Genomic DNA, 18,679 nt, shown 5'->3' with positions numbered 1-18,679 from the left:
CGGGCGCGGGGCAACCCGCGCCCGGTTCCGTGTCCGGGAACGACCCGGGCGCCGGGTCGCTCGGCGCCAACACGCACGCCTCCGCGCCCCTGGCCGTGCGGATGCGACCACGCACCATCGACGAGCTCGTCGGCCAGCAGCAGCTGCGCGCGGCGGGCTCGCCGCTGCGCCGGCTGGTCGAGGGCGACCAGTCGATGTCGCTGCTGCTCTGGGGACCGCCCGGGACCGGCAAGACGACCATCGCGGCGATCGTCAGCCAGCAGACCCGGCGCCGCTTCGTCGAGGTCTCCGCGGTGGCTGCCGGGGTCAAGGAGGTGCGGGCGGCGATCGACGGCGCCCGTGCCGAGCTGGTGCGCAGCGGACAGGAGACGGTGCTGTTCGTCGACGAGGTGCACCGCTTCACCAAGGCCCAGCAGGACGCGCTGCTCCCGGGGGTGGAGAACCGGTGGGTCACCCTGATCGCCGCCACCACCGAGAACCCGTTCTTCTCGGTCATCAGCCCGCTGCTCTCGCGCAGCCTGCTGCTGCGGCTCCAGTCGCTCACCGACGACGACGTCGCCGAGGTGATCGACCAGGCGCTCGCCGACGAGCGCGGGCTGTCGGGCGAGACCTCGCTCGAGGACGACGCGCGCGACCACCTCGTGCGCCTGGCCGGCGGGGACGCCCGCCGAGCGCTGACCTACCTCGAGGCGGCTGCCGGCGCCGCGACCAGCAACGGGCAGGACGTCATCGACCTGGCGACCGCCGAGACGGCCGTCGACCAGGCCGCGGTGCGCTACGACCGCCAGGGCGACCAGCACTACGACGTGATCAGCGCGTTCATCAAGTCGATCCGTGGCTCCGACCCGGACGCCGCGCTGCACTACCTCGCGCGGATGATCGAGGCGGGGGAGGACCCGCGGTTCATCGCGCGCCGGCTCGTCGTGCACGCCAGCGAGGACATCGGCCTGGCCGACCCGACCGCCCTCCAGGCCGCCGTCGCGGCCGCACAGGCGGTCCAGCTGATCGGGATGCCCGAGGCCCGGATCAACCTCGCCCAGGCCACGATCCACCTCGCCGTCGCGCCGAAGTCCAACGCGGTGATCAGCGCCATCGACGCCGCCATCTCCGACGTGCGCGCCGGGAAGATCGGCCAGGTGCCGTCCCACCTGCGCGACGCCCACTACGGCGGCGCGAAGGACCTGGGCCACGGCAAGGGCTACGCGTACCCGCACGACGAGCCGTACGGCGTCGTGGAGCAGCAGTACCTCCCCGACGCCCTCGCCGACGCGAGCTACTACACCCCGACCAGCCTGGGTGCCGAGGCGGGCGTGCGCGAGCGGTGGGAGCGGGTGCGCCGGATCGTGCGTGGCCGGTAGCACATCGCGTTCGTGCCCGGTGAGGCGTGAGAGCATGGTCCACTGATGCCTCGCACGCGTCGAAGGGGAGAACGTCGAGCATGAGCCGGTCGAAGCCGCTGGTCCTCGGAGCCGGGGCGGTCCTGGTGGCCGGCCTCGCCGCCTGTGCAGGCGGGCCCGCCCGGGACGACGGCGGTAACGGTGACCGCACGGGTGGCACGCGGGCGTACGTGGAGATGGGCGCGGCTCGCCGCGACGCCGACCGTCGCGGTCCGGCCCCCGAGGTCGAGGGCGCGGTCGAGGGCGGCACCCTGACGGTCTACCTCCCTGGTGCTCCCGGCCCGGACACGTTGGACCCCTCCGAGGCGTTCTCCGCGATCGGCAACCCGATCCAGCAGGCCCTGGTGAGCCGGTCGCTGACCCAGTACGCGCGCGGCGAGGACGGCGAGACGGTGCTCGTGCCCGACCTGGCCACCGACCTGGGCCGGCACAACGAGGACTACACCGAGTGGACCTTCACGATCCGTGACGACGCGACGTGGGAGGACGGCAGCAGCGTGACCGCCGAGCAGGTGGCCTTCGGGATCTGCCGCTCGCTCGACGCCGGAGAGTTCCCCGCGGGGCCCGGCGCCCAGTACTCGCGCACCTACTTCGCCGGCGCCGAGGGCTACTTGGGCCCGTACTCCGGCGAGGACCCGACCTGCCGGGACTGGCCGGGCATCTCGGTCGACGGCCAGGACATCACCCTGGAGATGTCGCGGCCCTTCCCGGACATGGACTACTACGGCGCCTCCATGGCGATGGGCCCGGTCCCCGTCGGCGACGCCTCGGCGCCGGGGGACTACAAGCTGCGTCCGCTCGCCAACGGACCCTACCGGGTCGAGCGCTGGGACCCGGCCGAGCAGCTCGTGCTGGTGCGCAACGAGGAGTGGGACGCCGGGTCCGACCCGGCGCGTCACCAGTACCCCGAGCGGTGGGTCTTCAAGTTCAGCCAGGACCAGGCCAAGGTCGACGAGATCATGCTGTCCGACAGCCCCCGCGGTCGCGCGGCCATCGCCACGGCGGTGGGGTCGGGGCGCTACGAGGAGGCCAGCTCGTCGTTGGGCGAGCGACTGGTGCAGACCCCGACCGACTGCGTGTCGACGCTCGCGCCGGACTACGACAAGGTCGCGGACGTCCGGGTGCGCCGGGCGCTGGCGCACGCGTTCCCCTACCGCGACGTGTGGATCGCCGGCGGTGAGGTCCCGGACGTGACCCGCGTGCCGGCGAGCTCGGTGATGCCGCCCGGGATGGCCGGGCGTCACGACGTCCGGGTCGGGGGCGCGCAGACCGGCTACGACCCGGCGCGCTCGCGCGAGCTGCTGGCCGAGGCCGGCCACGCGGACGAGCCGTACCCGATCACGATGATCTACTACGAGGTCGACGACCAGGCGCGTGCGGCCCAGGAGCAGATCACGAAGGGCTTCGAGGCCGGTGGCTTCTCCGTACGGGCGATCCCGGTCCAGGAGTCGCCCTACAACGTATGGCTCGACCCCGACGACCCGCTCAACCAGAAGCTCGACGTGCGGGGCGCCAGCCTCTGCCCACTGTGGCCCGGCGGCTCGGCGATCCTGCCGACCCTCCTGAGGACCGGGGCGCTCCTCAACACGGCGGGCTTCTCCGAGCAGTCGGTCGACGACGAGATGGACCGGATCGCGATGCTCCCCGTCGACGAGCAGGCCGCCGCGTGGGGTGCGCTCGACGAGAAGATCATGTCGACGTGGTTCCCCGTGATCCCGATCGCCTACATCAACCGGCTGTTCGTCTTCGGCACCGACGTCGGCAACCCCAGCGGAGACAGCTCGATGGGAACGCCCAACTACAAGGACCTCTACCTCGAGCGGTGAACGGCGCGGCTTATAGGCTGTCCGGGTGACGACGGAGCAGGCGTGGCTGGTGGCCACCACGGCGACGGCCTCGGTGCTGGCGCTCGTGGCGCTGCTCGTCGGCCTGCGCGCCCGCGCCCGTGCGCTCCGCGCCGAGGCCCGGGCCGACGTCCTGGCCCGTGAGCTGTCCGAGCGTGTCGCGCTGCTGGAGTCACCCGTCACCACGGCACCTCCGGCTCCGTCCGGGGAGGACGCGGCGACGTTCGTGATCACCGCGCTGCGTCCCGACGTCGCGCCGCAGCCGGTGGCGCGGGAGATCGACGGGCGGCTCTTCACCGACATCGTGGCCCGTGAGGCGGTCGTCGCGGCCGCGTCGTGGACCCACGGCGTGCGTCGCGCGCTGTCGGCCGAGACCCGCAACCGGATCCGCTTCGAGGTGCGCCGCGAGACCAGGCGCGCCGGACGCGAGCGTCGTGCGGAGATGAAGCAGGCGCTGCGCGAGTTCCGTGCCCGCGAGCGGTCGGCGGGCCGTCCGGCCGAGGTCGGGGAGGACGTCGCCTGATGGGACGCCCTCTCTGGTTCGTCGCCGGGGCGGGGGTCGGGGTCTACGCCGCTGCCCGCGCCCGCCGCGTCGCCGAGTCGCTCACCGCCGACGGCCTGCGCGACCGCGTCCGCGGCTGGCAGGTCGGCGCCCGCCTGTTCGCCGAGGAGGTCCGCCAGGGCCGGGACGAGCGTGAAACCGAGTTGCGGGAGCAGCTGGGCCTGAGGCCCACTTCAGGTCCAGACGGACTTCCCGAGCTGACGAGCACCACCGAGACGAAGGACCCCCACTGATGGACACCGCCGAGATCCGCCGCCGCTTCCTCGCGCACTTCGAGGCCGCCGGGCACGCGGTGGTGCCGTCCGCGTCGCTCCTCGCCGACGACCCGAACCTGCTGTTCGTGCCGGCCGGCATGGTCCCCTTCAAGCCGTACTTCCTCGGCCAGGAGACCCCGCCCTACGACCGGGCGACCAGCATCCAGAAGTGCGTGCGGACGCCCGACATCGAGGACGTCGGCAAGACCACCCGCCACGGCACGTTCTTCGAGATGTGCGGCAACTTCTCCTTCGGCGACTACTTCAAGGAGCGCGCGATCGAGCTGGCCTGGACGCTGCTCACCGGGGCGGTCGAGGACGGCGGCTACGGCCTCGACCCGGAGCGCCTCTACCCGTCGGTGCTCGTCGGCGACGACGAGGCGATCGAGTTCTGGATGAAGACCACCGGCTTCCCGCGCGAGCGCATCGTCCAGCTCGGCAACAAGGAGAACTACTGGTCGATGGGCGTGCCCGGCCCGGGCGGCCCGTGCTCGGAGATCCTCTACGACCGCGGTCCCGAGTGGGGCCCGGACTTCGACCCGGCCACCCTCGGCCCGGACATGCCCTACGAGCTCGAGGACCGGCTGCTCGAGATCTGGAACCTCGTCTTCATGCAGGACGAGCTGAGCGCGGTGCGCTCCAAGGTCGACTTCGACGTCGCGGGCTCGCTGCCGAAGAAGAACATCGACACCGGCATGGGCCTCGACCGGGTCGCTTTCCTGCTCCAGGGCAAGAACAACATGTACGAGATCGACGTGATGTACCCCGTCATCGAGAAGGCGGAGGAGCTCACCGGGAAGAAGTACGGCGCGGACCCGGCCGACGACGTGCGCTTCCGCGTCGTCGCCGACCACGTGCGCTCCTCGATGATGCTCATCGGCGACGGCGTGACGCCTGGCAACGACGGTCGCGGCTACGTCCTGCGCCGGCTGCTGCGCCGGGCGGTGCGCTCGATGCGTCTGCTCGGCTGCGAGGCCCGCGTGCTGCCCGAGCTGATGCCGGTCTCGCGCGACAGGATGGGGGAGACCTACGACAACCTCCTGACCGACTGGCCGCGCATCTCGCAGGTCGCGTTCGCCGAGGAGGACGCGTTCCGCAAGACGCTGCAGTCCGGCACGCAGATCTTCGACACCGCGGCCGCCGAGGTGAAGCAGTCGGGCGGCTCGACGCTGTCCGGCGAGCGCGCCTTCGCGCTGCACGACACCTACGGCTTCCCGATCGACCTCACCCTGGAGATGGCCGCCGAGGCGGGCCTCGCGGTCGACGAGCAGGGCTTCCGCGGGCTGATGGCCGAGCAGCGCGAGCGCGCCAAGGCCGACGCGCGGGCCAAGAAGGGCGCGCACGGCGACACCGCGGTCTACCGCGGGATCTTCGACGAGCACGGACCCACCGAGTGGCTGGCCTACGAGACCCTCGAGACCGAGTCCCGTCCGTTGGCGCTGCTCAGCGGCGGCACCGCGGTCCAGCGCCTCGCCGAGGGCGAGGTCGGCGAGCTGGTCCTCGACCGGACCCCGTTCTACGCCGAGTCGGGCGGCCAGGTCGCCGACGCGGGTCGGATCGTCTTCGACGGCGGCGTGCTCGAGGTCGTCGACGTGCAGCGCCCGATCAAGGGCCTGGTGGTGCACCAGGTCCGTGTGGTCGAGGGCGAGCTCGACGCCGGCCGCGAGGTGCACGCGCGGGTCGACCCGGAGTGGCGCACCGGCGCCCGCCAGGCGCACTCCGGCACCCACGTGGTGCACGCCGCGCTGCGCGAGGTGCTCGGCCCCACCGCCCTGCAGTCGGGCTCCTACAACCGCCCGGGCTACCTCCGCCTCGACTTCGGCTGGACCCAGGCGCTCACCCCCGAGCAGGTCCGCGACGTCGAGCTGGTCTCCCAGCAGGCGCTGCGCGCCGACCTCCCGGTCGCGTGGGACTACATGACGCTCGAGCAGGCCAAGGAGTGGGGCGCGATCGCGCTGTTCGGCGAGACCTACGACAACACGAAGGTCCGCGTCGTCGAGATCGGCGGACCCTGGTCGCGCGAGCTGTGCGGCGGCACCCACGTCGACCACTCCTCGCAGATCGGCACCGTCGTCGTCACCGGCGAGACCAGCGTCGGCTCCGGCAACCGCCGGATCGAGGCGCTCACCGGCGTCGAGGGCTTCGGCTACCTCGCCCGCGAGCGCGACGTCGTCGCCCAGCTCACCGGCCTGCTGAAGACCCAGCCCGACGACCTCGTGTCGCGCGTCCAGGGCCTCACCGAGCGGCTGAAGTCGGTGGAGAAGGAGCTGGAGAAGGCCCGCCTGGCCCAGCTGCTCGGCGCCAGCGCGGAGCTCGCCGCCGGTGCGACGCAGGTCGGTCCGGTGCGGCTGGTCGCCCACCGCGCCGACGGCGCGTCGGGAGGCGACGTCCGCAACCTCGCGATGGACGTGCGCGGCCGGCTGCCGCAGGGCGAGCCCGGCGTCGTGGTGGTCATCGGTCAGGCCGACGGCAAGGTGTCGGTCGTGGCCGCCACCAACGACGAGGCGCGCGCCCGCGGGCTGTCGGCCGGCGAGCTGGTCCGCGCGGTCGGCCCGCTGCTCGGCGGCAAGGGCGGCGGCAAGGACGACGTCGCCCAGGGCGGCGGCACCGACGCGTCGCGCATCGACGAGGCCCTGGCGCTGGTCACCGCCGAGGTCGGCGCACGAGCGGCGCAGGGCTGAGCGTGCGGTTCGGCGTGCGGCTGGGCATCGACCCGGGGGACTCCCGGATCGGTGTCGCCCGCAGCGACCCCTCCGGCTTCCTCGCCACCCCGGTCGAGACGGTCCGGCGCGGGTCCGGGGACGTACGCCGCATCGCCGCGCTCGCCGTCGAGGTCGAGGCGGTGGAGGTCGTGGTGGGCCTCCCGCGCTCGCTCAGCGGGGACGAGGGACCGGCCGCGACCAAGGTCCGCGAGTTCGCGGCCAAGGTGGCGCGCCGAGTTGCACCCGTCCCCGTCAGGCTGTGTGATGAGCGACTGACCACGGTCTCGGCCGAGTCGATCCTGCGCGAGCAGGGCCGACGTGGGGCGAAACGGCGTGCCGTGGTCGACCAGGCAGCGGCCGTGCTGATCCTGCAGACTGCCCTCGACACGGAGCGGTCGAGCGGAAGGCCACCCGGAGAGATCGTCGAGGTGAACGATGAGTGAGCACGAGGCCCCCGTCGAGGACGACCGCGACGACCAGCCCTACGAGTACGTCCCCGGCGGCAAGCGGCGCAAGCGCCGCGGCGGCAAGGGCTGCCTCGCCGTCGTGGTCGCGCTGGCGGTGCTCGTCGGCGGCTTCTACGTCGGCCTCACCAAGGGCGTGGAGTGGGTCTCCGACCAGTTCCAGGGACCGGACGACTACCCCGGACCCGGCACCGGCTCGGTGCAGTTCGACGTCAACGAGGGCGACTCCGTCGCCCAGATCGGCCGCAACCTGAAGGCCGAGGGCGTCACCAAGTCGGTCCAGGCCTTCATCGACGCCGCGGCCGGCGAGCCCGACTCCAGCGGCATCCAGGTGGGTGCCTACGAGCTCCAGAAGGAGATGAAGGCCTCCGACGCGCTCGAGGTCCTCATCGACCCCGCCAACCTGATCGGCTTCCCGACCGTCACGATCCCCGAGGGCCTCCGCCTCACCGAGATCGTGTCCACCCTCGCCGAGGGCACCGACTTCTCCGAGGCGGCCTACAACCGGGCGCTGCAGCAGCCCGACCGGATCGGGCTGCCCGACTACGCCGACGGCAACGCCGAGGGCTACCTCTTCCCGGCGACCTACGAGATCAAGCCCGGCATGAAGCCGGTCGCGATCCTCAAGATGATGGTGGCGCGCTGGCAGCAGGCGGCCGACGAGGCGGGCCTGGAGGAGAAGGCCGCCGAGCTCGGCCACACGCCGGGCGAGCTGATGATCATCGCCTCGCTGATCCAGGCCGAGGGCCGCGGCTCCGACATGCCGAAGATCTCGCGGGTCATCTACAACCGCCTCGACGGCCCCGGCGACAAGGGCGGCACCAACGGCACCCTCGGCATCGACGCGGCCATCGCCTACGGCCTCGGGCTCTCGCCCGGCTCCACCGAGCTGACGCCCGAGCAGCTCGCCGAGGACACGCCCTACAACACCCGCCTCAACGCCGGGCTCCCGCCGACGCCCATCGAGGCGCCGGGCGACGACGCGATCGCCGCGGCCGCCAACCCGGAGGAGGGCGGCTGGTACTACTACGTCACCGTCGACCTCTCCACGGGCGAGACGAAGTTCTACGAGACCTACGACGGGTTCCTCGAGGGACGCGAGGAGTACAAGACCTACTGCGAGACGTCGGACCGGTGCTGATCCCGGGGGTCGGCGCGACGTACGGCGGGAGCGGCCGGGGGTGAGCGGGCGCCGCTGCGGCGTGCTGGGCGACCCGGTCGCCCACTCGCTGTCCCCGGTCCTGCACCGCGCCGGCTACGCCGCGCTCGGGCTCGACTGGCGCTACGACGCGCACCGGGTGTCGGCCGGCGGGCTGGCGGGCTTCCTCGACGGCCTCGACCCGCAGTGGCGCGGGCTGTCGCTGACCATGCCCCTCAAGCGCGAGGCGATGGCGCTGGCCGACCGGCTGACCGACCGCGCGCGGCTCGCGGGGGCGGTCAACACCCTGGTGCTGGACGACGACGGCGCCCGCACCGGTGACAACACCGACCTCCCGGGAGCGGTGGCGGCGGTGCGCGAGCGCACCTCGTTGCCGCTGGTGTCGGCCGCGGTGCTCGGCGGCGGCGCGACGGCCACCTCGACCGGGCTGGCCCTGGCCGACCTCGGGGTGCGCTCGGTCCGGGTGCTGGTCCGCGACGCGTCCCGCGCGGAGGAGACGGTGCGGGCGCTGCGGTCCCACCCGGCCGGGATCGAGGTGACCACCGGCGACCTGGCGGGCCGCGACCCGCTCGACGTCGACGTGGTGACCTCGACCGTCCCGGCGGCGGCGCAGACCCCCGACCTGGTCGCGCGGTGCGGGCTCGCGCCGGTGCTGTTCGAGGTGCTCTACGACCCCTGGCCCACGCCGCTCGCCGCGTCGGCGGGCGACCGGGTGCTCGTGGGTGGGCTGGACCTGCTGGTGCACCAGGCGGTCCTGCAGTTCCATCTCTTCACCGGCCTGCAGGCTCCCCTGGAGGCGATGAGGGAGGCGGGCCACCGCGCGCTCGCCGGACGGAGCCCGACGTGACCGACACCGTGCTGGCCTCGCTGCTCGCGGCGCTCGTCGCGGCGCTCGGGGGCCTGCTGGTGCCGGTCGTCCTCGCGCAGCTGCCGGCACCCGAGCCGCCGACGACGCCGCTGCCCGAGGGCGAGGAGCCGCCGGTGGCGTACGCCGTGCTGGCGGCGCGCCCCGGGCTGGGCTGGCGCTGCGCGCTGGTGTCGGCGGTGCTCGGCGCCCTGGTGGGCGCCACCCAGGGTCTCGACTGGCCGCTCGTCTGGCTCGCCCCGCTGGTGCCGGTGGCGGTGGGCCTGGCCCACGTCGACTGGCACACGCGGCTGCTGCCGCGCCGGGTCGTCGTGCCGGCCACCCTCGCCGTGCTGGCCGCGGTCGTCGTGGTCGGCCTCGCCACCGACCAGCGCGACGCCCTGGTGCGCGCGGTGGTCGCCATGGTCGTCGTGCGCTCGTTCTTCTGGGTGCTGTGGTTCGTCCACGCGTCGGGGCTCGGCTTCGGCGACGTGCGGCTCGCCGCGCTGGTCGGCCTGGTGCTCGGCTGGGAGGGCTGGGGTGCGGTCGCGCTCGGCCTGTGGTCCGGTTTCGTCGCGCTCGGCGTCCCGGGCGTGCTGCTGGCGCTGGTGCGCCGCGACCTGGCGCTGGTGCGCAAGGCGTACCCCTTCGGTCCGGCGATGCTCGCGGGAGCACTGGTGGGTCTCGTCTGGGGGACCGCGCTCGGTGCGCGGCTCTGGGGCTGAGAGACTGGCGCCATGCTCCGATGGCTCACAGCAGGCGAGTCCCACGGTCCCTCGCTGGTGGCGATCCTCGAGGGGCTGCCCGCCCACGTCCGCGTCACGACCGACGACCTCGCCGACTCGCTCGCCCGGCGCCGCCTCGGCTACGGCCGCGGGGCACGGATGAAGTTCGAGCAGGACCAGGTGCGGGTCCTCGGCGGCGTGCGCCACGGTGAGACCCAGGGCGGCCCGGTCGCCATCGAGGTCGGCAACACCGAGTGGCCGAAGTGGGAGAAGGTCATGTCGGCCGATCCCGTCGACCCGGTCGAGCTCGACGCCCTCGCCCGCAACGCCGCGCTGACCCGCCCGCGCCCCGGCCACGCCGACCTCGTCGGCATGCAGAAGTACGACTTCGACGAGGCCCGCCCGATCCTCGAGCGCGCGTCCGCCCGCGAGACCGCGGCCCGCGTCGCGCTCGGTCGCGTCGCCTCCAACTTCCTCGAGCAGGCCGTCGGCGCCCGGATCGTCTCCCACGTCGTGTCGCTCGGCGGGGTGAAGGCTCCCGCGGGCTCGATCCCCGGGCCCGACGACGTCGAGCGCCTCGACGCCGACGAGGTGCGCTGCCTCGACCCCGGGGCGAGCGCCGCGATGGTGGCGCGCATCGACGAGGCCCACAAGGACGGCGACACCCTCGGCGGCGTCGTCGAGGTCGTCGTCCACGGCCTCCCGCCGGGCCTCGGCTCCCACGTGCACTGGGACCGCCGCCTCGACGCCCGGCTGGCCGGCGCGCTGATGGGCATCCAGGCGATCAAGGGCGTCGAGGTCGGTGACGGCTTCGAGCTCGCCGACACCCCGGGCTCGCTGGCCCACGACGAGATCGTGGCGACCGACGAAGGCCTGCGCCGCGCCTCGGGCCGCTCCGGTGGCACGGAGGGTGGCATGTCGACCGGCGAGGTGCTGCGGGTGCGCGCGGCGATGAAGCCCATCGCCACGGTCCCGCGGGCGCTGCGCACCGTCGACGTCGCCACCGGCGAGGCCACCGTCGCCCACCACCAGCGCTCCGACGTGTGCGCGGTGCCCGCCGCGGGCATCGTCGCCGAGGCGATGGTGGCGCTGGTGCTGGCCGACGCGGTGGTCGAGAAGTTCGGCGGCGACTCGGTCGCCGAGACCCGGCGCAACGCCGAGTCGTACCTCGACACCCTCCGGTTCAGGTGAGCGCGATGGCTCCCCGTGTGGTGCTCGTCGGACCGATGGGCGCCGGCAAGACGACGGTCGCCGGCCTGCTCGGCGACGCGTGGGGAGTGCCGGTGCGCGACACCGACGCCGACATCGTGGCCACCAGCGGCCGCGAGATCGCCGACATCTTCGTGGAGTCCGGCGAGGAGACCTTCCGTGACCTCGAGGCGGCGGCAGTGGCGTCCGCGCTGGCCGACCACGACGGCGTCCTGGCCCTCGGTGGCGGCGCCGTGCTGCGCCCCGAGACACGTGCGGCGCTCGACGGCGTGACGGTGGTGTTCCTGCGCGTCGGGCTCTCCGACGCGGTCCGGCGGGTCGGCCTCGGGGTCGGGCGCCCGCTGCTCCTCGGCAACGTGCGGGGGCGGATCAAGGCCCTCCTCGACGAGCGCGCCCCGATCTACGAGTCGGTGGCCGACCACGTCGTGGAGACCGACGGCCGCACCCCCGACGAGGTGGCCGCGGAGATCCGGGACCTGCTGGGCGCGACTCGGCGACGTCCGTCTCCGTCGCACGACGCCGAGGGGACCCCGGAGCATGACTGACACGGTCATCCACGTCGGAGGCGCCTCGCCCTACGACGTGGTGGTCGGCCACGGCCTGGCCGACCGGCTGCCCGGGATGCTGGGCGAGTCGGTGCAGCGCGTCGCCGTGCTCTACGCCGGCACGCTGGGCGCGCTCGCCGACCCCGTCGTCGACGCGCTGGTCGAGCACTACGACGTGCTGGCGCTCGGCCTGCCCGACGGGGAGCGGGCGAAGACCGCACCCGTCGCCGCGGACTGCTGGGAGGCGCTCGGCGAGGCCGGCTTCACCCGCTCCGACGCCGTCGTCACGATCGGCGGGGGAGCGACCACCGACCTGGGCGGGTTCGTGGCGGCGAGCTGGCTGCGCGGCGTGCGCGTCGTCCACGTGCCGACGACGCTGCTCGCGATGGTCGACGCGGCCGTGGGTGGCAAGACCGGCATCAACACCGGCGCCGGGAAGAACCTCGTCGGCGCCTTCCACGAGCCGGCCGGCGTGCTGTGCGACCTCGCGCTGCTGGAGTCGCTGCCGCGCGCGGAGCTCGTCGCCGGGCTCGGCGAGGTGGTCAAGTGCGGCTTCGTCGCCGACCCCGCGATCCTCGACCTCGTCGAGCGCACCGACCCCGCCGCGATCACGTGGGACTCACCCGAGCTGCGCGAGCTCGTCGAGCGGGCCGTCCGGGTGAAGGTGGACGTCGTGGTCGACGACCTCAAGGAGACCGGCGGCACCGGGGGCCACCCGGGCCGCGAGGTGCTCAACTACGGCCACACCCTGGCGCACGCGATCGAGCGCACCAGCGACTACGCCGTGCGCCACGGCGAGGCCGTCGCCATCGGCTGCGTCTACGTCGCCGAGCTCGCCGCGCGGGCCGGCTCGCTCGACCCTGCGCTCGTCGAGCGGCACCGTGCGGTGCTGGCGCGGGTCGGGCTGCCGACGACCTACGACGCGGCCTCCTTCGACGACCTGCACGCCGCGATGAAGGTGGACAAGAAGGCGCGGGGCTCACAGCTCCGGTTCGTCGTGCTCGACGCCCTGGCCGCGCCGCGGATCCTCGCCGGCCCCGGCGAGGACGACCTGCGCGCGGCCTACGCGGCGCTAGCGTCTGCCAAGTGAGCGACACCACGGGGGACGAGACGGCCGTCAGCGAGTCCGGCGGGACGATGCAGCGGCTGTCCGGGGCGGCCGCCCCGCGGCAGGTCGACCTGGCGCTGCTGGAGGAGCACCGCTCGGTCGGCGCGGGATGGCCGGTCGCCGGCAGCGGGCCCTTCCTCGCCCCGGGCGAGGTGGTCCAGTGGTGCCACGGCGCGAGCATCGACCCGATGCGGGTGGTCCGCGACGACGAGCGCGGGCTGGTCGCCTGGCTCGCAGAGGACACCGAGCAGCTGATGTGGTGGCCCGCGGACGGGCGCGCGATGCGCGAGGTGCCGCTGGAGGAGCGCTTCGGGGTGCCCCGCGCCCCGGTGGTCCGCCGCTGGCAGGGCTCGGGGGTGCTGCGCCTGGCGCCGACCGGACGCCCCTGGTCGGTCTGGGTCTTCCTCGAGGACGACGGCAGCCTCGCCGGCCACTACGTCAACCTCGAGCTGGTCCACCACCGCGACGGCGCGACGACGGCCTCGCGCGACCTCGTCCTCGACCTCTGGCTCGACGCGGACGGCGCGCTCTGGCTCAAGGACGCCGACGAGATCGGGGCGGCGGTCGCGGGAGGCCACCTGTCGGCGGCCGCGGCCGACGAGGTCCGCGCCGTCGCCGAGTGGGCGCGCGCCGAGGTCGTCGAGGGCCGCTCGTGGGTGCTCGACGAGGAGTGGACCACCTGGCGGCCGCCGGCCGCGTGGACGCCGCCGTCGCTGCCGGACGGCGACGACGTCCGGGCCGCGCGGAGCCGTACGCTCTCGGCATGACCCGTGTCCTCGTCCTGAACGGCCCCAACCTCGGCCGGCTCGGCCGGCGCCAGCCGGAGATCTACGGATCGACGACCCACGCCGAGCTCGCGCACCAGTGCGTGGAGTGGGGGAGCGGACTCGGGCTGGAGGTCGAGGTGCGCCAGACCAACCACGAGGGCGACCTGCTCGACTGGCTCAACGCCGCCGCCGACGACGGGGTGCCGGTGGTGCTCAACGCGGGCGCCTGGACCCACTACTCGCTGGCCCTCTGGGACGCCTGCGCCCAGCTCACCGCGCCGCTGGTCGAGGTGCACATCTCCGACCCCAAGCAGCGCGCCGAGGAGTTCCGGCACACGTCCGTCGTCGAGCCGCACGCCGCCGCGACGATCGCCGGGCAGGGGATCGACGGCTACCGCCAGGCGCTCGTGTTCCTCTCCGGGACCTGAGCGCCGCCGAGCCGGCAGGAGCTTCCGGCCGACCCACCGACGTGCGAGCCTGACCCCCATGGACGAGGGCGTCGAGGTCAGCGCGATGGCGATCAACGTGGTCATCCCCGAGGAGCTGCGCTGGCGCGACACGCGCCGCGACGAGGAGTTCGAGCTCCAGAGCCTGACGATCAGGATGCTGCCGGACGGGTCCCTGGCCGCGAAGGCCTACGGGCGGCCGGTCGCGGGCGGTCGGGGCGCGTACGTCTCGTTCCCCGTGCCGGACCGGCCCGAGCTCGCTGCGCTCTTGTCCGCCGCCGCGGACGAGGCCGGACGGCGCTGGAGCGCCCACCTCTGATTGGATCGGCGGATGCTGCCCTTCCGCCAGGTCGACGTGTTCAGCTCCGAGCCGTGGCTCGGCAACCCGCTCGCCGTCGTCCACGACGCCGACGGCGTGAGCGACGCGCAGATGGCGGCCTTCGCGCGCTGGACCAACCTCTCGGAGACCACCTTCCTGAGCGCACCGACCGACCCGGCCGCGGACTACCGCGTGCGGATCTGGACGCCCGCGGGTGAGCTCCCGTTCGCCGGGCACCCGACGATCGGCAGCGCCCACGCGTGGCTGGAGGCCGGGGGAGTGCCGCGCGGCGACGTCGTGGTGCAGGAGTGCGGGGCCGGGCTGGTCGACGTGCGCCGCTCGCCACGGCTCGGGTTCGCCGCGCCGCCGCTGGTCCGCTCCGGGCCGGTGGACGACGCGCTGCGGGACCGGATCCTCGCCGGGCTCGCGGTGCAGGCGTCCCTCGTGCAGGACATGGCGTGGATCGACAACGGACCGGGCTGGGTCGGGGTCGACCTCGGCGACGCCGAGGCCGTGGTGGCGCTGGTGCCCGACCTCGCTGCGTTCACCGACCTGAAGGTCACGGTACTGGGGCGCTGGGACGACGCGCGGGCGGACGAGCTGGGCGCCGACGTCGAGGTGCGGGCGTTCTTCGCGGACGGGCGCGACTTCACCGAGGACCCCGTCACCGGCAGCGCGAACGCCGGGCTGGCCCAGTGGCTGATCGGCAGCGGGGCGCTGCCGGCCGCGTACACCTCCCGGCAGGGCAGCGTGATCGGCCGCGAGGGCCGCGTCTGGCTCGAGGCCGTCGACGCGACGGTCTGGGTGTCCGGCGACGCCGTCACGCGGGTGGCGGGCCGGGTCGACCTCGGCCCCGCCTGATCGCGGCTACGCCCCGCGGCGAACATCGGTAGTTCTGCCGATGCGACCGCTGCCCGGCTGCGGCGAGGCTGGGCCCAGACGTCGTGCCGTCAACGGCGTCGGGGAGGGCGTGATGCGGAGCGTGGTGAGCAGGAGCGCGCACGCGGACCAGCTGGAGGCAGAGGTGCGCGACGCGACGTGCTGCGTCGCGACCGACCGCTGCTGGACCTGCCAGGTCAAGCTGGGAGAGGTGCGCGCGGCCCGCAGGGACGCGCTGCTGCTCCGGATCACGACCGTCCGGCCGAGGAGGGTGCGCCGATGATGGTGCGCGACGGAGCCGCAGGGGGCGGTGCGGGGGCCCGGGGTGGGGGACGGGTGCCGTTGTCGACCATGGGGCTCGGCATGGCGGTGCGCCGCGAGGCGGCGCGCCGTCGCGCCGAGGCCGACTTCGGGCCGGCCTCCGGGTCGGCGCTCGATCTCGTCGAGCTGTTCGAGCTGGGGTGGCACCGGTGCTACGGCGACCTGGCGCCACCGGCCGACGTGATGGACGACCTCTGGCTGGTCGCCGACGGCGACGTGGGGCGCCTGGCGACGGCTGCGCGGCTCGCGGTGAACGACTGGCGCGACCTCCGGGTCGCTGCCGACCGGCTGCGCGAGGCGGCCGGCGGGGCCTGAGGCGTCCAGCGGGCCGGGACGCGACGGGAGGGGGACCCGTCCGTCCACACCCTCCACCAGTAGTCCGCTGCGAACGGCCGGTCCCGGGGCGCCCGGCACCGGCCGATCGCAGCGGACTATCGGGAGGGGTGTGGACGACGGGTGTCCGGACCGCCGGTGGGCCCAGACCGCCGGTGGGCTCAGCCCAGCGAGGAGAGCCACTCGTCGATCGGGACCTCGCCCTTGCCGAAGACCAGCGTCCTGCCGACCGCGCGCTCGTCGGCGAGCACCGCGGCGGCGACCTGCGCCACCAGCTCGCGGGGCGACTCGTCGCCGTCGCGCGAGGAGGCGTCGGGGTTGACCCGCCCGTCGGACGCCTCGGAGGTGAGCGCGCCGGGGCCCAGCACGGTCCAGCCGAGGTCGGTGCCGCGCAGGTGGTCGTCGGCGGCGATCTTGGCGTCCTGGTAGCGCCGGAACGGGTCGTCCTCGGGCACCAGGTGGTCGGGGGAGGCGCCGGAGAACGACACCATGACGTAGCGACCGACGCCCGCGGCGACGGCGGCGTCCATGGAGCGGATCGCGGCGTCCCGGTCGACGGCGTCGGTGCGCTCGGGGGACCCGCCGCCCGCGCCGGCCGACCAGACGACCGCGTCGGAGCCGCGGAGCAGGTCGGTGAGGGCGGCCAGGTCGGCGTCCTCGACCGAGGAGACCACCGCGGTGGCGCCGGTCGCCTCGACCTCGGCGACGTGGTCGGGGTTGCGGATCACCGAGTGGACCTCGTGACCGGCCTCGACGAGGAGGGGAGCGAGCAGGAGGGCCACCTTGCCGTGGCCGCCGAAGATCGTGGTGTGCATGTCAGAGACGCTAGCGCGGCTACGGTGGCGCGGTGCAGACCACGGTCCAGACCTCCACGCACGCGGTGACGCTCGGCGACACCGAGGTCCGCAAGGAGTTCGTCGCCGACCACGAGGCCGAGGCCGAGCGTGAGTGGGCCTGCCTGGCGCTGCTGGCCGAGCACGCACCCGGGCTCGCCCCGCGCCCGCTGCGGCGCGAGGACGGCGCGACACCGGTGGTCGTGATGGAGCGGGTCCCCGGTGAGCCGCTCGCGCCGCGCCCGCTGTCGGCGGCGCAGACCGCGGCCCTGGGCGCAGCGCTGCGACGGATGTACGACGTCGCGCCGACCGCGCTGGCCGACGCCGGGATCGGCGGACGCAGCCACGGCCCGCGCGAGCACGCCGACCTGATGGTGGAGTGGCTGGGCCGCGAGGTCGACCTCGCGCCGTGCCGCGACCCCGGCCTGGTGGCCGAGGCGCTCGCGGCGGCGCGGGCGTACGTCGCCGACCCGCGGCTCCCGGAGCCGCACCTGACCTGCCTGGGGATCGCCGACCTCAACCCCGCCAACGTGCTGTGGGACGGGCGGGCGGTGCGGCTCGTCGACTTCGAGGACGCCGGCCTCAGCGACCCGGCCTATGAGCTCGCCGACCACGTCGAGCACCTCGGCAGCCGGCTCCCGGGCGTGTACGACGCCCGCGCGCTCGCCGACGCCGTCGGGCTGACCCGGGCCGACCGGGAGCGGGCGGCGGCCTACCGGCCGCTGTGGGGGGCGTTCTGGCTCGCGATGCTGCTGCCCGGCAACCGCGCGTGGCACAGGAACCCGGCGGGGACGACCGAGGCGCACGCCGCGCATTTCATGGCTCTCGTGGGCCACCACTAGACTGGCCCGTCGGCGCGGGACCCGTCGTCTCGTCGCCCACACGTTCTTTGACACTCCTCGAGACCAGACAGCGACGAAGGCGGACAGAATCACATGGCAACCACCAACGACCTGAAGAACGGCATGGTCCTCAAGATCGAGGGCCAGCTCTGGTCCGTCGTCGAGTTCCAGCACGTCAAGCCCGGCAAGGGCCCGGCCTTCGTCCGCACCAAGCTGCGCAACGTCGAGTCGGGCAAGAACGTCGACAAGACCTTCAACGCCGGCACCAAGGTCGAGACGGCCAACGTCGACAAGCGCACCATGCAGTACCTCTACAACGACGGCTCGTCCTACGTCTTCATGGACACCAGCACCTACGAGCAGCTCGAGGTCACCCCCGAGGTCGTCGGCGACGCGAAGAACTTCATGCTGGAGAACCAGGAGGCGATCGTCGCCACCAACGAGGGTCGCGTGCTCTTCATCGAGCTGCCCGCCTCGGTGGAGCTCCTCATCGCCGAGACCGAGCCGGGCCTGCAGGGCGACCGCTCCACCGGCGGCACCAAGCCCGCCACGCTGGAGACCGGCCACACCATCGCGGTCCCGCTGTTCATCACCACCGGCGAGAAGGTCAAGGTCGACACCCGCGACTCGTCCTACCTCGGCCGCGTCAAGGGCTGAGCTCCGCACGTGGCTGCCCGTTCCAAGGCCCGCAAGCGCGCGCTGGACATCCTCTTCGCCTCCGAGCTCCGCTCCGAGGACCCGGTGGAGGCGCTCGAGCGCGCCATCGCCGCCGGCGAGGGCCCGACCAACCCCTACACGGCCACCCTGGTGCGCGGTGTCGTCGAGCACCGCGAGCGCATCGACGAGGTGCTGAGCACCTACAGCAAGAGCTGGACGCTCGGGCGGATGCCCGCGGTCGACCGCAACGTGCTGCGCATCGGCGTCTTCGAGCTGCTGTGGGGCGACGACGACGTGCCGCAGAGCGTCGCGGTGAGCGAGGCGATGCACCTCGTGCAGGACCTCTCCACCGACGAGTCGCCGACCTTCGTCAACGGCCTGCTCGGCTCGGTCATGCGCGACCGCGCCACCCTCGTCTGACCCGCCTCACCCGCAGGGGTTCCGGGCCTCGCCCGGAGCCTCTGCGAGG

22 protein-coding genes are annotated in these 18,679 nt (G+C 73.9%); 21 read left to right on the top strand and 1 reads right to left on the bottom strand.

The features are described from left to right. Positions 1-29: 29 nt before the first annotated feature. The 18 genes from LN652_RS04505 (at position 30) to LN652_RS04420 (ending at position 15,860) form a co-directional block, all read left to right on the top strand. A complete protein-coding gene (locus LN652_RS04505) occupies positions 30-1,358 on the top strand; it encodes a replication-associated recombination protein A (RefSeq protein ID WP_230443495.1) in 1,329 nt (442 codons plus the stop codon). Between the two features lie 80 nt (positions 1,359-1,438). Further along, positions 1,439-3,223 (top strand): ABC transporter substrate-binding protein, encoded by a 1,785-nt coding sequence (locus LN652_RS04500; protein WP_230443494.1) that lies wholly within the window; start codon positions 1,439-1,441, stop codon positions 3,221-3,223. 25 nt (positions 3,224-3,248) lie between these two features. Further along, the gene (locus LN652_RS04495) at positions 3,249-3,764 is read left to right on the top strand and encodes a hypothetical protein (protein ID WP_230443493.1); all 516 of its coding nucleotides are present in this window, start codon (positions 3,249-3,251) and stop codon (positions 3,762-3,764) included. Beyond that, on the top strand, positions 3,764-4,036 hold the full coding sequence (locus tag LN652_RS04490) for a DUF6167 family protein (RefSeq protein ID WP_230443492.1): 273 nt from the start codon (positions 3,764-3,766) through the stop codon (positions 4,034-4,036). Before LN652_RS04495 ends, LN652_RS04490 begins: the two co-directional genes overlap by 1 nt. Further along, entirely contained in the window at positions 4,036-6,738 is a 2,703-nt protein-coding gene (alaS, locus tag LN652_RS04485; protein WP_230443491.1) for an alanine--tRNA ligase, read from the top strand. The genes LN652_RS04490 and alaS overlap by 1 nt, the downstream gene beginning before the upstream one ends. Positions 6,739-6,740: 2 nt before the next feature. Further along, a complete protein-coding gene (gene ruvX / locus LN652_RS04480; protein ID WP_230443490.1) occupies positions 6,741-7,202 on the top strand; it encodes a Holliday junction resolvase RuvX in 462 nt (153 codons plus the stop codon). Beyond that, complete coding sequence (mltG, locus tag LN652_RS04475; RefSeq protein WP_230443489.1) at positions 7,195-8,364, top strand: endolytic transglycosylase MltG; 1,170 nt, start codon at positions 7,195-7,197, stop codon at positions 8,362-8,364. Before ruvX ends, mltG begins: the two co-directional genes overlap by 8 nt. Positions 8,365-8,404: 40 nt before the next feature. Continuing rightward, on the top strand, positions 8,405-9,229 hold the full coding sequence (locus tag LN652_RS04470; protein ID WP_230443488.1) for a shikimate dehydrogenase: 825 nt from the start codon (positions 8,405-8,407) through the stop codon (positions 9,227-9,229). Beyond that, entirely contained in the window at positions 9,226-9,951 is a 726-nt protein-coding gene (locus LN652_RS04465; RefSeq protein ID WP_230443487.1) for a prepilin peptidase, read from the top strand. The genes LN652_RS04470 and LN652_RS04465 overlap by 4 nt, the downstream gene beginning before the upstream one ends. Before the next feature lie 12 nt (positions 9,952-9,963). After that, entirely contained in the window at positions 9,964-11,142 is a 1,179-nt protein-coding gene (gene aroC / locus LN652_RS04460) for a chorismate synthase (RefSeq protein WP_230443486.1), read from the top strand. Positions 11,143-11,147: 5 nt separating this feature from the next. Then, positions 11,148-11,705: a shikimate kinase gene (locus tag LN652_RS04455; RefSeq protein ID WP_230443485.1), complete on the top strand. Its 558-nt coding sequence runs from the start codon at positions 11,148-11,150 to the stop codon at positions 11,703-11,705. Next, entirely contained in the window at positions 11,698-12,795 is a 1,098-nt protein-coding gene (gene aroB / locus LN652_RS04450) for a 3-dehydroquinate synthase (RefSeq protein WP_230443484.1), read from the top strand. The genes LN652_RS04455 and aroB overlap by 8 nt, the downstream gene beginning before the upstream one ends. After that, complete coding sequence (locus tag LN652_RS04445; RefSeq protein WP_230443483.1) at positions 12,792-13,580, top strand: DUF402 domain-containing protein; 789 nt, start codon at positions 12,792-12,794, stop codon at positions 13,578-13,580. Before aroB ends, LN652_RS04445 begins: the two co-directional genes overlap by 4 nt. Then, on the top strand, positions 13,577-14,008 hold the full coding sequence (locus LN652_RS04440; RefSeq protein ID WP_230443482.1) for a type II 3-dehydroquinate dehydratase: 432 nt from the start codon (positions 13,577-13,579) through the stop codon (positions 14,006-14,008). Before LN652_RS04445 ends, LN652_RS04440 begins: the two co-directional genes overlap by 4 nt. Before the next feature lie 58 nt (positions 14,009-14,066). Beyond that, positions 14,067-14,345, top strand: coding sequence for a hypothetical protein (locus LN652_RS04435; protein WP_230443481.1), 279 nt, complete (start codon positions 14,067-14,069; stop codon positions 14,343-14,345). Positions 14,346-14,357: 12 nt separating this feature from the next. Then, a complete protein-coding gene (locus LN652_RS04430; protein WP_230443480.1) occupies positions 14,358-15,206 on the top strand; it encodes a PhzF family phenazine biosynthesis protein in 849 nt (282 codons plus the stop codon). A 124-nt stretch (positions 15,207-15,330) separates the two neighbouring features. Further along, entirely contained in the window at positions 15,331-15,507 is a 177-nt protein-coding gene (locus tag LN652_RS04425) for a hypothetical protein (protein ID WP_230443479.1), read from the top strand. Continuing rightward, positions 15,504-15,860, top strand: coding sequence for a hypothetical protein (locus tag LN652_RS04420; protein ID WP_230443478.1), 357 nt, complete (start codon positions 15,504-15,506; stop codon positions 15,858-15,860). Before LN652_RS04425 ends, LN652_RS04420 begins: the two co-directional genes overlap by 4 nt. Before the next feature lie 179 nt (positions 15,861-16,039). Here the strand turns inward: LN652_RS04420 and LN652_RS04415 are convergent, their stop codons facing one another. Beyond that, complete coding sequence (locus LN652_RS04415; RefSeq protein ID WP_230443477.1) at positions 16,040-16,693, bottom strand: NAD(P)H-binding protein; 654 nt, start codon at positions 16,691-16,693, stop codon at positions 16,040-16,042. A gap of 32 nt (positions 16,694-16,725) precedes the next feature. Here LN652_RS04415 and LN652_RS04410 point away from each other — a divergent pair, with 32 nt between their 5' ends. The 3 genes from LN652_RS04410 to nusB all read left to right on the top strand — a co-directional run bounded on the left by LN652_RS04410 (position 16,726) and on the right by nusB (position 18,630). Then, the gene (locus LN652_RS04410) at positions 16,726-17,553 is read left to right on the top strand and encodes an aminoglycoside phosphotransferase family protein (RefSeq protein ID WP_230443476.1); all 828 of its coding nucleotides are present in this window, start codon (positions 16,726-16,728) and stop codon (positions 17,551-17,553) included. A gap of 93 nt (positions 17,554-17,646) precedes the next feature. Continuing rightward, on the top strand, positions 17,647-18,210 hold the full coding sequence (efp, locus tag LN652_RS04405) for an elongation factor P (RefSeq protein WP_211731507.1): 564 nt from the start codon (positions 17,647-17,649) through the stop codon (positions 18,208-18,210). A 9-nt stretch (positions 18,211-18,219) separates the two neighbouring features. Further along, on the top strand, positions 18,220-18,630 hold the full coding sequence (nusB, locus tag LN652_RS04400) for a transcription antitermination factor NusB (protein ID WP_230443475.1): 411 nt from the start codon (positions 18,220-18,222) through the stop codon (positions 18,628-18,630). Positions 18,631-18,679: the final 49 nt, after the last annotated feature.

Source organism: Nocardioides okcheonensis (genome assembly GCF_020991065.1).
Taxonomy (GTDB): Bacteria; Actinomycetota; Actinomycetes; order Propionibacteriales; family Nocardioidaceae; genus Nocardioides; species Nocardioides okcheonensis.
Note: the sequence above shows the minus strand (reverse complement) of the source record. Positions and strands in the feature narration are given on the sequence as shown.